Origin of the sequence: Microbacterium sp. BWR-S6Y (genome assembly GCF_041379845.1) — a bacterium.
GTDB classification, from domain to species: domain Bacteria; phylum Actinomycetota; class Actinomycetes; order Actinomycetales; family Microbacteriaceae; genus Microbacterium; species Microbacterium hydrothermale.
Genome location: NZ_JBFECV010000001.1, coordinates 75857 through 91020, shown reverse-complemented (window position 1 = coordinate 91020; position 15164 = coordinate 75857). Strand labels below are relative to the sequence as shown.

The 15164-nt window shown below is 72.1% G+C and carries 13 protein-coding genes; 10 read left to right on the top strand and 3 right to left on the bottom strand.

Going from position 1 to position 15164, the window contains the following annotated elements:
* Positions 1 to 103: 103 nt before the first annotated feature.
* Positions 104 to 970, bottom strand: coding sequence for an NYN domain-containing protein (locus tag AB1K56_RS00355; RefSeq protein ID WP_136586533.1), 867 nt, complete (start codon positions 968 to 970; stop codon positions 104 to 106).
* A gap of 277 nt (positions 971 to 1247) precedes the next feature.
* Positions 1248 to 2231, bottom strand: a complete 984-nt coding sequence (locus AB1K56_RS00350; protein WP_371204066.1) for a Gfo/Idh/MocA family protein — start codon at positions 2229 to 2231, stop codon at positions 1248 to 1250.
* Between the two features lie 164 nt (positions 2232 to 2395).
* On the opposite strand from AB1K56_RS00350, the gene AB1K56_RS00345 reads away from it, so the two are divergent.
* From AB1K56_RS00345 to AB1K56_RS00305, 9 genes are all read left to right on the top strand, one after another.
* A complete protein-coding gene (locus AB1K56_RS00345; RefSeq protein ID WP_371204065.1) occupies positions 2396 to 3718 on the top strand; it encodes a M20/M25/M40 family metallo-hydrolase in 1323 nt (440 codons plus the stop codon).
* 380 nt (positions 3719 to 4098) lie between these two features.
* Complete coding sequence (locus AB1K56_RS00340) at positions 4099 to 5124, top strand: LacI family DNA-binding transcriptional regulator (RefSeq protein WP_371204064.1); 1026 nt, start codon at positions 4099 to 4101, stop codon at positions 5122 to 5124.
* 318 nt (positions 5125 to 5442) lie between these two features.
* On the top strand, positions 5443 to 6546 hold the full coding sequence (gene chvE, locus AB1K56_RS00335; RefSeq protein WP_371204637.1) for a multiple monosaccharide ABC transporter substrate-binding protein: 1104 nt from the start codon (positions 5443 to 5445) through the stop codon (positions 6544 to 6546).
* A 166-nt stretch (positions 6547 to 6712) separates the two neighbouring features.
* Positions 6713 to 8239, top strand: coding sequence for a multiple monosaccharide ABC transporter ATP-binding protein (mmsA, locus tag AB1K56_RS00330; protein ID WP_136586864.1), 1527 nt, complete (start codon positions 6713 to 6715; stop codon positions 8237 to 8239).
* Positions 8226 to 9503, top strand: coding sequence for a multiple monosaccharide ABC transporter permease (gene mmsB, locus AB1K56_RS00325; protein ID WP_240752664.1), 1278 nt, complete (start codon positions 8226 to 8228; stop codon positions 9501 to 9503). The genes mmsA and mmsB overlap by 14 nt, the downstream gene beginning before the upstream one ends.
* Positions 9504 to 9579: 76 nt before the next feature.
* Complete coding sequence (locus AB1K56_RS00320) at positions 9580 to 10809, top strand: substrate-binding domain-containing protein (protein WP_371204063.1); 1230 nt, start codon at positions 9580 to 9582, stop codon at positions 10807 to 10809.
* A gap of 79 nt (positions 10810 to 10888) precedes the next feature.
* Positions 10889 to 12220: a sensor histidine kinase gene (locus tag AB1K56_RS00315; protein ID WP_371204062.1), complete on the top strand. Its 1332-nt coding sequence runs from the start codon at positions 10889 to 10891 to the stop codon at positions 12218 to 12220.
* Positions 12208 to 12873, top strand: a complete 666-nt coding sequence (locus AB1K56_RS00310) for a response regulator transcription factor (RefSeq protein ID WP_136586527.1) — start codon at positions 12208 to 12210, stop codon at positions 12871 to 12873. The genes AB1K56_RS00315 and AB1K56_RS00310 overlap by 13 nt, the downstream gene beginning before the upstream one ends.
* Positions 12870 to 13691, top strand: coding sequence for a hypothetical protein (locus AB1K56_RS00305; protein WP_371204061.1), 822 nt, complete (start codon positions 12870 to 12872; stop codon positions 13689 to 13691). The genes AB1K56_RS00310 and AB1K56_RS00305 overlap by 4 nt, the downstream gene beginning before the upstream one ends.
* Before the next feature lie 25 nt (positions 13692 to 13716).
* Here the strand turns inward: AB1K56_RS00305 and AB1K56_RS00300 are convergent, their stop codons facing one another.
* Positions 13717 to 14616 (bottom strand): DMT family transporter, encoded by a 900-nt coding sequence (locus AB1K56_RS00300; RefSeq protein ID WP_371204060.1) that lies wholly within the window; start codon positions 14614 to 14616, stop codon positions 13717 to 13719.
* 39 nt (positions 14617 to 14655) lie between these two features.
* Here AB1K56_RS00300 and AB1K56_RS00295 point away from each other — a divergent pair, with 39 nt between their 5' ends.
* Complete coding sequence (locus AB1K56_RS00295) at positions 14656 to 15150, top strand: MarR family winged helix-turn-helix transcriptional regulator (RefSeq protein WP_371204059.1); 495 nt, start codon at positions 14656 to 14658, stop codon at positions 15148 to 15150.
* Positions 15151 to 15164 lie beyond the last annotated feature (14 nt).

Sequence of the window (15164 nt, the reverse complement as noted above, 5' to 3'; positions counted from 1 at the left end):
CCTAACGCCCCGCCGCGCCTCGCGCAGCCGCGCGACCCAATGCCCCGCCGCGCCTCGCGCAGCCCGACGCCCCGCCGCGCTCCGCGCAGCCCGGCGCCCCGGCTCAGCCCCGCGCGACGGCGCGGACCTGCACGACGTTCGACTCCTCGTCGACCTCGACGTGATCGGTCTGGGCCTTGAGGAAGTCCGAGAAGCTGCGGAACCCGAGGGCCTTCTCGCTGAACGAGGGGTCGAGGCGCTTCATGAGGTCCTTGACCGCCGACGCGTGCAACCACTCGCCGTCGGCGCGCTCCGCCTCGAGCTGCATCGCGCGCTCGAGCAGGTCGACCGCCGGGTCCTTCGAGCGCTTGCGGGCCCGCGGACGAGAGGGCGCGGCATCCTTGTCCTTCTTCGTCTCGGAGAGCTTCGGGATGCCCGGCAGGGAATCGTACGCATCGAAGCGGTCGCACGCGGCGGCGAGCGACTTCGCCGTCGAGCCGGCCACGCCCACGCCGACGACGTAGCGCCCCAGCCGCTTGCAGCGCTGCGCGAGGGGGACGTAGTCGCTGTCTCCCGCGACGATGACGACGTGCGTCAGGTCGGGCAGGCGGAACATGTCCTCGACGGCATCCACCGCGAGACGGATGTCGGCGCCGTTCTTCGCGTACGCCGCGGCGGGGAAGAGCTGCACGAGGTCGACCGCGCGCGCCACCAGTTGCGAGCGGTACTCGGCGTTGACGGGCGCCGACCAGTCGGCGTAGGCGCGCGTGAGCACGAGGGTGCCGAACGACGCGGCGTAGTCGATCACGGCGCCGACGTCGATCGTGGCCTTGGTGAGGCGCTCGGCGATCTCGGGGTCCATCGGGTTCTCGGCGATCTTCTGCCGATCGCGCGAGTAGGCGTTGCGCCCGTGCACCCGGTCGTACCACGACATCACGATGTTGTCGAAGTCGAGATAGACGGCGACGCGGGCGCTCTGGGTGTCGGGCATGACTCCAGTCTGACCCGTGGCGAGGCCTGCGAGTAGCCACGGCGCGCGTCGACCGCTCGTTACGGGCGCGCGAAGCAGATCCCGGATGCCGCCGGGCCGCGCCCGTGCCGATGCCGCGGCGGTCGGCTCGCCCGCGCAGCCCCGCCCGCGCCGACCCCGCGCCGCCGCGCCCGCGCCGGCCCAGCGGCGCCGCCCTGCCCGCGCAAACCCCGCGCCGCCCCGCCCCGACCGCGCGGGCGGAGGGACGGGGCTCAGGCGGAAACCGACGCGGCGGGCGTCAGCGCTCGCCGGGGTAGACGACCCCGATCTGGCGGCGCACCTCGTCGAGCACGCCCATGATCGCCACGGTCTCGTCGATCGGGAGGACGTCGCTCGAGATGGCTCCGTCGGCGACGAGACGTTCGGCCGCGAGCGCCTGGAACTGCATCCCGCGTCCCTCGACCTTGCTCGTGTACTCCTCGGCGACCTTCTCGTCGGGCGTGATGACCCGGAACGAGGTGGGGGAGTACCAGACCCGGTCGACCTCGATGCGGGCCTCGGTGCCGACGATCTGCGCCGAGGTGGCGCCGGCCGCACGCGACGACGACACGGTGGTCGACATCGCGCCCCCGGCGTGGACGAACATCGTCGCCACCTCGGCATCGCTGTCGGCGTCCGAGAGGCGCGCGAGGGCCGAGATGCGCTCGGGCAGTCCGAGCACGTCGACCGCGAACGAGATCGGGTAGATCCCGAGGTCGAGGAGGGCCCCGCCGCCGAGGGCGAGATCGTTCAGTCGGTGGGTGGGGTCGGTCGAGATCTTCTGCGTGTGGTCGGCCGAGACGAGGCGGATCTCGCCCAGGGTGCCCGCGGCGAGGATCTCGCGGATGCGGACCATGTGGGGCAGGTAGCGCGTCCACATCGCCTCCATCGCGAGCAGGCCCTTCTCGGCGGCCTTGTCGCGGATCGCGGCGGCCTCGGGGGCGTTGAGGGTGAACGGCTTCTCGACGAGGACGTGCTTGCCGTGCTCGAGGGTGAGCAGGGCGTTGTCGACGTGCGAGGGATGCGGGGTGGCGATGTAGACGATGTCGACGTCGGGATCGGCGACGAGCTCCTCGTACGACCCGTGCGCGTGCGGGATGTCGTACTGCGCCGCGAAAGCGCGAGCGCTGTCGAGGCTGCGCGAGCCGACGGCGGTGACGTCGAGTCCCGCCGTGCGCAGGTCGGAGGTGAAGGCGTGCGCGATGCCGCCCGTTGCGAGGATGCCCCAGTGCAGTCCGGTCATGCGCTCCACCGTATCCGTGGTCGCAGCCCCGCGGCGCGGACGGGCCGCTGTGCGAAGATCCCCTCCGTCCCGCTGCGGGCGGCGGCCCGCCGCCGGAGCGGCCCGTTCGTCCGCCCCGCGATCCGCGCCTGTCCGGCCGGCGCGCGCGGTCCTAGGCTCGGGGCATGACGCCCGTCGATCGCTTCCGCGAGCTCCTGGCCATCCCGACGGTGTCTCGGCCCGATCCGTCCGAGACCGACGCGTCGGCCTTCGCGCTGTTCCGCGCGGCCCTCGAGCGCCTCTACCCGCTGACCCACGCGCACCTCGAGCGCGAGATCGTCGCCGGAGACTCCCTGCTGTACCGCTGGAGGGGCGCGACGCCCGATGCTCCGCTGCTGCTGCTCGCGCACCAGGACGTCGTGCCCATCGACGGTCAACCCTGGCGTCACGACCCCTTCGCCGCCGAGATCGTGGGAGAGGGGGCGGATGCCACGATCCACGCGCGCGGGGCGATCGACGACAAGGGCGCCCTCGTCGCCATCTTCGAGGCGGTCGAGGCCGCGCTCGCCGAGGGCGTGGTGCCGCGCACCGACGTCTGGTTGGCGTTCGGCCACGACGAGGAGACGCGCGGCACGGGCGCGCGGGCGATGGCCGGGGTGCTCGCGGAGCGGGGCGTCCGGCCGGCCCTGGTGCTCGACGAGGGCGGGGCGGTCGTCGACGGCGCCGTGCCCGGTGTCGCGGCTCCCACCGCGATGATCGGGGTCGCCGAGCGCGGGGTGGCGACGTTCGACCTCGTCACGCGGGAGGCCGGGGGACACGCCTCGACGCCGCCCGCGCTGCCCGCCACCGCTCGACTGGCCCGGGCGATCGACCGTCTGCGGCGCCGCCCGTTCCCGCGGCGCCTGGCTCCGCCCGTGCGGGCGATGCTCGCCACCGCCGCGGCCCACGTCGGCGAGCCCCTGGCGACGGCGTTCCGCCGCTCGCGCACGACGGCTCCGGTGCTGACGAGCGTCCTGTCGGCCCTCGGTCCCGAGACGAACGCGCTCGTGCGCACCACCGCCGTGGTGACGCGCCGCGAGGGATCCGCCGGCGAGAACGTGCTGGCCACCACGGCCCGCGCGAGCGTGAACGTGCGGCTGCTGACCGGCGACACACTCGCCGACGTCGCGATCCACCTCCGCCGGGCGGTGCGCGACCCGCTCGTCGACATCGAGCTGCGCCACGGCGATGACCCGTCACCGGTCTCGCCGTGGCGGGGCGAGCCGTGGCGACGCCTGTCGCGAGCGGTGACCGCGACCCTCGGGGACGACGTCGTGCCCCTCCCGTACCTGCAGTTGGGGGCGAGCGACAGCCGGTTCTACACGGGGCTGACCGATGCGGTGTACCGCTTCGCGCCGTTCCACCTCACGCGGAGCGAGCGTGACGCCCTGCACGCCCCGGACGAGCGCATCCGCGTCGACGTCTGGCTCCGCGGCATCCGGTTCTACGGTTCTCTCCTGCGTTCCTGACGCGCTGGCCGCGGCCCCCGCGCTGCGTGCTCCCCGTGCCGCCCGCGCTGCGCGCTGCGTGCCGCCCGCGCTGCGCGCTGCGTGCCGCCCGCGCTGCGCGCTGCGTGCCGCCCGCGCTGCGCGCTGCGTGCCGCCCGCGCTGCGTCCCGCCCGCGCTGCGCACCGTCCGCACCGCTGTCCCCGTCGCTCTCTTGTCGCGAGACTGCACGCGGCTGACATCCCGATCGCCGCCCGCAGCCGTCTCGTCACGCGGATGCCGTCTCGCCGCGCGCGCGGGGCCGCCGGGGCGCAGCGCGAACGACGGTGAGGGGGACGCGCGACGTCGGTTATCCTCGTGTGACCGGTCACGCAAACGCGCGCGACCCGCAATGAGGCGACTGATGAGCGACACCGACATCCCGGAGGCGGCGGGGCGCGCCCCGAGCATCCGCGACGTCGCGCGACTCGCGGGCGTGTCGTACCAGACCGTCTCCCGCGTCATCAACAACAGCCCGGCGCTGCGCCCCGAGACGGCGGCGAAGGTGCGTTCGGCGATCGCCGAGCTGAAGTTCGTGCCGAATCAGGCGGCGCGGGCCCTCGCCACCAGCCGGTCCAAGCTCATCGGGGTGCTCGGGCCCCGCACGCCCACGCACGGCGTCGCCTCGATGGTGCAGGCGATCGAGTCGGCCGCGCGAGCCGCCGGGTACCGCTTGACGGTGACGAACCTCGCCACGAGCGCGGCCGACGACGTGCGCTCGTCGATCGACCACCTCATGCAGCAGTCGATCGAGGGACTGATCGCCGTGGCGCCGCAGACGCGGGTCGTCCCGATCCTCGACGAGCTGAAGCTCCCCGTGCCGGTGCAGATCATCGCCTCCAGCGGCACCTCGAGCTCGTACAACGATCAGACGGCGGGAGCCCGCGCCGCCGTGCGGCATCTCATCGAGCTGGGACACACCCGCATCCTGCACATCGCCGGTCCCCGCGACTGGGTCGAGGCCGATCATCGCATGCGCGGTTATCTCGCCGAGATGGATGCCAACGACCTCTCGCCCCGCCCGCCGGTGCTGGGGGGCTGGAGCGCGCAGTTCGGGTTCGAGGCGGGTCTGGAGCTCTTGCGCACCGAGGACGCCACCGCGGTCTTCGCGGGCAACGACCATATGGCGCTGGGGTTCATGCATGCCGTTCGGGCCATAGGTCGGTCGGTGCCCGAGGACATCTCGGTGGTGGGCTTCGACGACGTCCCCGAGTCGGCGCACCTCTGGCCCCCGCTCACGACGGTGCGTCAGGACTTCTCCGGGATCGGGACGCGGGCGGTGACGGATCTGCTCGCCGCCCTCGGCGAGTCGCCGGGAGAGGGCGCGCCCTCCGAGCCCGATCATCTGCGCTTGATCGTGCGGTCGTCGACGGCTCCGCCCTCTCGGTGAATTCGTCACGTTTCGGCAACGGCTGGTCATCTCGCGCACCGGGACTTGACAGATTCTCCCGACCGCGAGGTAGCATCACACACACGATGTGAACGGTCACATGACCGGTCGCACAGGCCGACGGGACTCGCTGCGGAGCGGATCCGTCGAGACGAAGAGGTTTCGAACGACGCGGGTGGCCCGCCTCGCCGAACGGCTTCGTTTCGCCCCGTCGCCGCGTGCGTCCGATCGGTGCCTCGCTCGCAGGACGCGGTGGGCTCCATGGGGAGAGACCGCACCACATACCCAACGGAGGGAACCAGAGTGAAGAAGCACAGCATGCTCAAGGCGGTCGCGGGAGCGGGCGTCCTCGCGCTCGGCATCGGCCTCGCCGGTTGCGCGGGAGACCGCACCGGCGGCGGCGCCGGCGACTCGCAGGAAGCGGGCGGCACCATCGGTGTGGCCATGCCGACGCAGCAGTCGGAGCGGTGGATCGCCGACGGCAACAACGTCAAGTCGCAGCTCGAGGAGCTCGGCTACCAGGTCGACCTGCAGTACGCCAACGACGACATCCCCACGCAGGTCTCGCAGATCGAGAACATGATCACCACGGGCGCCAAGGCCCTGATCATCGCCTCGATCGACGGCACCACGCTGACCGACGTGCTGCAGCAGGCCAAGGACGCGAACATCCCCGTCATCGCGTACGACCGCCTGATCAACGGCACCGAGAACGTCGACTACTACACGACGTTCGACAACTACAAGGTCGGCGTGCAGCAGGCCACCTCGCTGCTCACGGGCCTCGGCGTCCTCGACGCCTCGGGCAAGGAGACGGGCGCTGCCGGTCCCTTCAACGTCGAGCTGTTCGCCGGTAGCCCCGACGACAACAACGCCACCTTCTTCTGGAAGGGCGCGATGGACACCCTGCAGCCGTACATGGACAAGGGCACGCTCGTCGTCCCCTCCGGTCAGACCGAGTTCGGCCAGGCGGCCATCCTCCGCTGGCTGCCCGAGACGGCGCAGAAGCGCATGGAGAACATCCTCACCGTCATCGGCGGCACCAAGCTGCAGGGCGTGCTCTCGCCCTACGACGGCCTGTCGATCGGCATCATCTCGGCCCTCACCTCGGGTGGCTACTCGGCCGACGCCCTCCCGGTCATCACCGGTCAGGACGCCGAGGTCGGCTCGATCAAGTCGATCATCGCCGGGGAGCAGTACTCGACGATCTTCAAGGACACGCGCGAGCTCGCCAAGCAGGCCGTGACCATGGTCGACGACATCCGCAAGGGCGAGGACCCCGAGGTCAACGACACCGAGACGTACGACAACGGCAAGAAGGTCGTCCCCTCGTACCTGCTCGAGTCGACGATCGTGACGAAGGACAACTACAAGGAGATCCTCGTCGACAGCGGTTACTACACCGAGGCCGACCTGGGCTGATCCACCCCGGGAGGGCGTTCCACCGCCCTCCCGCCCCGCCTCCGCCGCGACCCGCCCGGGTCGCGGCGGAGGCTCCCGCGGGTCTGCGGCATCCGCACCCGCCCCACCATCCCGACCGGCCACGAGCCGGTTCTGCAAGGAGGACCTCGTGAGCACCATCCTCGAGATGCGCTCGATCACCAAGGAGTTCCCCGGCGTCATCGCGCTCGCCGACGTGTCGCTGACCGTCGAGCGCGGAACGGTTCACGCCATCTGCGGCGAGAACGGCGCCGGCAAGTCGACCCTCATGAAGGTGCTCAGCGGTGTGTATCCCGCGGGCGACTACCGCGGTGAGATCGTCTTCGACGGCAACACCGTCGAGTTCAAAGACATCCGCGACAGCGAAGCGGCCGGCATCGTCATCATCCACCAGGAGCTCGCCCTGAGCCCCTACCTCTCGATCGCCGAGAACATCTTCCTCGGCAACGAGATCACCCACCGCGGACTCATCGACTGGGATGCCACGAACCGCGAGGCGGCGAAGCTTCTCGCGCGCGTGGGTCTCGGCGACAGCCCCGACGTTCCGGTCAACGAGATCGGCGTCGGCAAGCAGCAGCTCGTCGAGATCGCCAAGGCCCTGTCGAAGGACGTCAAGCTCCTCATCCTCGACGAGCCGACCGCAGCACTGAACGACGACGACTCCGAGCACCTGCTCGATCTGATCCGCCACCTGCGCGGCCAGAACATCACCTGCATCATCATCAGCCACAAGCTCAACGAGATCCGCGCGATCGCCGACGAGGTCACGATCATCCGCGACGGCCGCACCATCGAGACGCTCGACGTCGCGACCGGCGGAACGAGCGAGGACCGCATCATCCGCGGCATGGTGGGCCGTGAGCTCGAGAACCGCTACCCCGACCGCGACGTCGAGATCGGCGACGAGGTCCTGCGCATCGAGGACTGGAACGTCAGCCACCCCACCGACGCCAACCGCACCGTCATCCACCAGGCCAACCTGAACGTGCGCGCGGGCGAGGTCGTCGGCATCGCGGGTCTCATGGGCGCCGGACGCACGGAGCTGGCGATGAGCGTGTTCGGCAAGAGCTTCGGCTCGCGGATCTCGGGCAACGTCTACATCCGGGGGAAGAAGGCCGACACCTCGACCGTGCCCGCCGCCATCCGCAGCGGCCTGGCCTACGTGACCGAGGACCGCAAGGGCGCCGGTCTCAACCTCATCGACACGATCAAGCGCAACATCTCGCTCGCCGGCATGCGCAAGCTCGTCAAGGGCGGCTGGGTCGACGGCGACGAGGAGTACCTGGTCGCCAACCGCTACCGCAAGTCGATGAACATCAAGGCACCCAGCGTCGACGTGGTCGTGGGCAAGCTCTCGGGCGGCAACCAGCAGAAGGTCGTGCTGTCGCAGTGGCTGTTCTCCGACCCCGAGGTGCTCATCCTCGACGAGCCGACGCGCGGTATCGACGTCGGCGCGAAGTACGAGATCTACACGATCATCAACTCCCTCGCGGCGCAGGGGAAGGGGGTGCTCGTCATCTCCTCGGAGCTGCCCGAGCTCCTCGGCATCTGCGACCGCATCTACACCCTCAGCGAAGGCCACATCACCGGCCAGCTGCCCATCGAAGAGGCCACTCCGGAGGCCCTCATGGTGCTCATGACGAAGGAAAAGGAAGCCGACCATGTCAGCGCTTGACAACACCGTGACCCCGCAGGGGCCCGCAACCCCGAAGGGTCCCGTCGGCGGGGGCGCCGGCAGTGGCAGTGCGGGCGGCGCCGGCGGCCTCGTGCAGTTCTTCACCTCGCGCCTGCGCGAGATCGGCATCTTTATCGCGCTGATCGTGATCGTGCTGCTGTTCCAGGCCCTCACCGGCGGACGCCTGCTCACGGCCGGCAACGTGTCGAACATCATCGTCCAGAACAGCTACATCCTGATCCTCGCGATCGGCATGGTGATGATCATCATCGCCGGTCACATCGACCTCTCGGTCGGTTCGGTCGCCGCCTTCGTCGGCGCCGTGTCGGGTGTGCTGATCGTGCAGTGGGGCCTGCCCTGGTGGCTCGGCATCCTGCTCTCGCTCGTCCTGGGCGCGGTGGTCGGCATGTGGCAGGGCTTCTGGGTCGCGTACATCGGCATCCCGGCGTTCATCGTCACCCTGGCGGGCATGCTCCTGTTCCGCGGTCTCACGCAGATGACCCTCGGCAACACCCAGATCACGCCCTTCCCGACCGAGTACCGCGCGCTCGGCGGCGGCTACCTCTTCCCCGATCTCTTCCCCGCGGCCACCTCGCCGGCGGAGTGGATCACCGTCGCCCTCGGCGCCCTGACCCTCGTGCTGTTCGTGTTCTCGCAGGTGCGTCAGCGCGCCAAGCGTGCGGCCCTCGAGCTGCAGAACGAGCCCACTGCGGCGTTCCTGGTGAAGGTCATCGGCGGCGGCGCGCTCATCGCGTACCTGACCTACCTGCTGGGCGTCGCTCCCGGCTCGCGCGGCACGCCCATCGTGCTCGTCGTGCTCGCGGTGCTGATCATCGGCTACTCCACGGTCATGAGCCGCAGCGTCTTCGGTCGTCACATCTACGCGATCGGCGGCAACCGCACCGCCGCGAAGCTCTCGGGCATCAACACCCGTCGCGTGGACTTCATGCTGTTCGTGAACATGGGCGTCCTGGCGGCCCTCGCCGGCATCGTCTTCACGGGACGTCTGAACTCCGCCGGTCCCGGCGCCGGAAACCTCTTCGAGCTGGATGCCATCGCGGCATCCTTCATCGGTGGGGCCGCGGTGCAGGGCGGCGTCGGCCGCGTGGTCGGCGCGATCGCCGGTGGTCTGGTCATGGGTGTGCTCAACAACGGCATGTCGCTCATGGGCATCTCGACCGACGTGCAGCAGTTCATCAAGGGTCTCGTGCTGCTGCTGGCCGTGGCCTTCGACGTGTGGAACAAGAACCGCACCCGCGGTTGAGTCCCCGCTCCTCCGGTAACGCCCCGTCGCTTCGAGCGGCGGGGCGTTGCCCGTTTTCCGGGGGAGGATGGAGGGGATGACACGCTCCCACGCCCTCCGTGCCGCCGCGGCACTGCTCGCCCTGACTCTCGGCCTCGCCGCGTGCGCCCCGGCGCAGGGGAGCGCCGCGGGCTCGAGCGACGGGTCGAGCGACGGGGCGGGCGTGGTCGGGGTGGCCCTGCCGACGGCGGCCGACGCCCTGTGGAGCCGCGGCGGCGACGCCCTGCGCCGGGAACTCGTCGTGCGCGGCTACCGCGTCGACCTGCAGTTCGCGGCCTCCGACCCGCGGACGCAGGCCGCGCAGGTGCAGAACATGCTCACGAAGAGCGCGGATGCCGTGGTCGTCGCGCCGTGGGCATCCGAGGAGCTGGCGCCGGCCCTGGCCGCCGCCGCCGACGACGGCGTCCCCGTCGTGGAGTTCGGCCCGTCGCCGGCGGATGCCGCTGATCTCGGCCGCGCCCAGGCCGAGGCGCTCCTCGCGGACCTCGCCGACGCCCCGAGCGTCGCAGAGCCGTCGCCCGAGGCGACGCCGACCCCCACGGCATACGGGTCGACGCCGTCGGGGGAGGCGTCGCCCGGCGCGGTGTCCGGGACGGACGCGGTGCTCGAGACGGGCGCGGTGCCCGGGGCCGACGCGGTGCCCGCGACCGCGCCGGTGCGCCTCGCGGTGCTGGCCGCCGGGGTCTCCGACGAGGGGGAGCAGAGCCGGTACGAGGCGGCCCTCGCCACGCTGCAGCCGGCGCTCGACGCGGGACGCCTCGAGATCGTCTCGGGAGCCACCCTCGAGGCGGCCGAGGTGGGCGGCGACACCGCCGAGAGCCGCGCCTCCGCGGCCGAGAAGCGCCTCCGCGACCTGCGCGCGGGGGCGGTGGTCGAGGCGCCGACCGCGGTGCTCGCCCTCGGCGACGCGGTCACCCGCGGAGTGGTGACGGCGCTCACCACGACGGCCCCGCCCACCGCGGACGAGACGGCGTCGCCCACCCCGACTCCGGCGACGACCGCCGCCGCGGTCGCCCCCGCGCCGCTCGTGGTCGGCTCGGGCGCCGATCCGGTGACCGTGCGCGCGCTGCGCGACGGCGCGATCGACGCGACCACCTTCGCCGATCCCCGCGCGCTCGTGCCCGCGACCGCCGACCTCGTCGAGGCACTGCTCGCCGGCGACGACACCGCGTCCGACGAGACGCCGGAGGTCTTGCCGAGCATCCTGCGCGCCGACGACGTCGAAGAGCTCGTGGCCTCGGGATGGATCTCGGCCGACGAGCTGTGAACCGTTTTCGGGATAACCCGAATCGCGGCGGGGGCTGACCGGGCGGTGCGCGCGCCGGCCGCGCCCTAGCGTGGGACGCATGACCACGGCATCCGTTGTTCCGCCTCCGCCCCCGACACCGGGCGGGTACACCGCCCCGGCCGACCCCGCCTCGACCGCGACCGTCGTGCCGCAGAAGGTGCGCGTCGCCTCGCCCGGCCGCGTGGCCGGGGCCGCGGCGCACCTCGCCGCCCTGGGCGTGGTGGGTCCCGCGGTCTTCACGGGCCTGTTCAGCCTGCTCGGCTCGGGGTTCGGACTGCTCGCGGCCCTGCTGGTCGGGGTGCTCGTGCTCGTGGTCTTCGTCTACGCGCTCTTCGCCGTCGCCTGGTTCGAACGCGCGCGCGTCGACGGTCTCTACGACCTCGGGCTCGCCCCGCTGCGGCCGCGGCGCAGCCCCAAGCACGGGTTCGTCGGCGTGCTGCACACGATCTGGCTGCAGGCCATCGACCCGCTGCAGTGGCGGGCGGTGGCGTCGTTCACGATCGCGACCGTTCTCGGCATGGTGACGCTGACGGCCCTCGCGGGGTTCGCGTGGGGTCTCGCCCTCGCCGTCAGCCCGGTGTTCGGGTGGACGAACACCCGCTTGTTCGACCTCATCCCGCTCCAGGGCGCCGCCGCCCCCTTCGTGGGGATGATCGCCGTCATCGGGGGCCTCGCGGTCGTCGTCGGCCTGGCGATCCTCGACGGTGTCATCGTGCGGGCGATCTTCGTCCCCTCGCGCGAGGCGCAGCTGCTCGAGCAGGCGCGAACCTCCGACACCCGGCGCGCAGGAGCGGTGCGTGCGGCCGAGGTGGAACGCACCCGCATCGAGCGCGACCTGCATGACGGCGTCCAGCCGCGCCTGGTCTCGATCGGCATGACCCTCGGCCTCGCGCAGACGAAGATCGACGACGACCCCGAAGCGGCGAAGGCCCTCGTCGCCGAGGCGCACGCCTCCACCAAGTCGGCCATCACCGAACTGCGGCAGCTGGCCCGCGGCATCCACGCGTCCGTCCTCGAGGACCGGGGGCTGGATGCCGCCCTCTCGGCCCTGGCGTCGCGCTCGCACATCCCCGTGACCCTCGACGTGCGGCTCCCGCGCCGCTGCGGTCGCGCGACCGAGGAGGCGGTGTACTTCGCGATCGCGGAGGCCCTCACCAACGCCGCGAAGCACTCCCGCGCCGCCGCCTGCCGCGTCGACGTGCGCGTGCGCGACGACGGCTCACTCTGGGCCCGCGTCGAGGACGACGGCCTGGGCGGGGCGCGCATCGTGCCCGGCGGCGGTCTCGACGGCATCGTCAACCGCGTCACGGCGGCGGGCGGCACGGCGCGCATCGACAGCCCGCAGGGCGGTCCGACGACGGTGGAGGTGACGGTCCCGTGCGCATCCTGATCTGCGAGGACTCCGTCCTTCTGCGCGAGGGCCTCGTGCGCCTTCTCGCCGACGATGGTCACGAGGTGGTCGCCGCTCTCGCCGACGCCGGCGGTCTCGACGCCGCCGTCGTCGAGACCGCGCCGGAGCTGTGCATCCTCGACGTCCGGCTGCCGCCGACCTGGACCGACGAGGGCATCCGCGCGGCCATCGCGCTGCGGTCGCGGCATCCGGGGCTGGCCGTGCTCGTGCTGTCGCAGTACGTCGAGGAGCGGTATGCGAGCGACCTGATCGCCGACGGCCAGGGCGCCCTGGGGTACCTGCTGAAGGACCGCGTGGCCGATGTCGCCGACTTCCTCGCCGCCGTCGCCTCGATCGCGGCCGGCGCCACCGTGCTCGACCCCGAGGTGGTGGCGCAGCTGCTCACCCGGCGTCGGCGCGACGAGCGCCTGCAGAGCCTCACCGAGCGCGAGCGGGCCGTGCTCGCGCTCATCGCCGAGGGACGCTCCAATCAGGCCATCGCCGCCGCGCTGTTCGTCAGCGAGGCGAGCGTCGAGAAGTACATCACCGCCATCTTCACCAAGCTCGGACTGGAGCAGGACGAGACCGGCAACCGCCGCGTCATCGCCGCTCTCGTGCACCTGGGCCACGACCACACCGGAGCGACCTCATGACCGCGAACGCCCCCCTCCCCGCCCCCGACCGCCCGCGACGTCGCGGCCCCGCCTTCGCCGTGTCGATCGCCGTGATCGTGGTCGGCGCGTGCGTGGCCCTCGGCACGGTGGCCGGAACCGGCGCCTCGGCGGTCGTCGTGCTGCGCGACGCCGACCGCAGCTCGAGCCGTGTCGACGACGCGGAGCAGGCCGCGGGTTCCCTCGACATCGACATCACCGGGGGAGCGCTCACGATCGCGTACGGCGACGTCGCCAGTGCGCGTCTCGACGCCGCGCAGAACCGATCGCGGTGGACGTTCGAACGGCGCGGCGACTCCCTGCGCGTGGCCTCACCGAACGGGACTTTCGTCGGGTGGGGGACGGGATCGTCGGCCACACTCACCCTGCCGCGGGAGTGGGCTGTCAGCGGCGTCGGCGTCGACGCGCAGGTGAGCGGGGGCACGCTCGACCTGCAGGGCGACTACGGCACGGTGTCGATCCGGATCGCGGGCGGGACGACCTCGCTGAGCGGCGCGGCCTCTCAGATCGATCTGAACGTGTCGGGGGGATCGGCTTCGGCGCAGCTGCGCGACGTCGGCACCGCCGCGATCGAGGTGGCCGGAGGAGAGGTGACGGCGCAGCTGCGCGGCTCCACCCCGTCGCGCACCGACGTCGAGCTCACCGCCGGATCGATCGACCTGCGGCTGCCCGACGACGATTACCGCGTGAGCGTCGACGACGGCCTCGGGCAGGTCGACAACGGGCTGCGCCAGAGCTCCACGGCCACGGCCGAGGTCGACGTCACGGCCACGATGGGCGAGGTGCGCCTGCGGTCGTGACCTCCCGCGTGCCGTTCGCCCCCGCTCACGCCGCGGGGACGGGCGGCTTCCGCGCCGGGGCGGAGACGGGCGCGGAGCCGCGGCGGCGGAGGTTGGTGATCGCGATGGCCGCCAGCACCAGCGCCATCCCGAGGGTCTGCGCGAGGGTGAGGGACTCCCCGCCGACGAGCACGCCGAGAGCGATCCCGGTGACCGGGTTGAGCAGGCCGATGAGTCCGACCGTTCCGGCCGGCAGGCGGCGGAGCCCGGTGAACCAGCAGACGAAGGCCAGGGCCGTCGCGACGACCGCAATCGCGGCGTAGGCGGCCACGCCCGCGGCATCCACTCGAGGGGGACTCCCCTCCACGACGGTGGCGACGAGGACGAGGGCGATCCCGCCCGCGGTGAGCTGCCAGGCCGTCATCGCGAGAAGCGGGGTGTCATCGCGCCACCGGGTGGTGAGGATCGCCCCCAGCGACGAGGCGAGGAGGGCGAGCACCGACGCCGCGATGCCCAGGGGAGCGACAGCGCCCGCGCTCCAGCCCACGACGAGAAGGACACCCAGGATGCCGACGGCGCAGGCCAGCGCCCACCGCAGGCTCGGACGCTGCGCGAGCAGGGGCCACGCGAGACCCGCCAGGGCCAGGGGAGCCAACGCCATCATGGACGCCGCGATCGACGAGGGCAGCGCCTGCGCGGCGACGTAGACCAGGACGAAGAACGCTCCGAAGTTGAGCAGGCCGAGAAGGGACGCCCGCCACCACCACGAACCGACCGGCCGGCGCCGGGCCAGGGCCCACAGCAGGAGACCTGCGGGCAGGGCGCGCAGGGCGGCTCCCCACAGGGGGGCGTCCGCCGGCAGAAGGTGGCGGGTCACGACGTAGGTCGCGCCCCACGCGATCGGAGCGATGGCGGTGATCGCGACGGTGCGCCAGGTGGTTTCCATGGAAGACACTTTAGCTTCCACGGAAGATAAAGTGGAGGGATGACCGCACCCGATCGCGTCGACACCCTCACCGCGCAGTGGCGCGCCGAGCGCCCCGACCTCGACCCCTCCCCGATGCAGGTGATCGGCCGCCTGCACCGCCTCGCCGACCACCTGCGCGAGGAACTGACCGCCGTCTACCGGCGGTACGGCCTCGGCGAGGGGGAGTTCGACATCCTCGCCGCCCTCCGCCGTGCCGGAGAGCCGTTCGCCGCAGCCCCCGGAGAGCTCGCGCGCCACACGATGGTGACCAGCGGTGCGGTCACCAAGCGCGTCGACCGGCTCGTGGCATCCGGTCTCGTCGTGCGCGACGACGACGCCGACGACGGACGCGCGCGCGTCATCCGTCTGACGGCTGCGGGGCGCCGCGTGATCGACGAGGCCTTCGCCGCCCACCTCGCGAACGAGGAGCGTCTGCTCGCGGGCCTCGATTCGGCGCAGCGCCGCGGCCTCGAGGCGCTCCTGCGCGCGTGGGGCGGTGCGCTGGGCGTCTGAGATCGGGAGCCGAC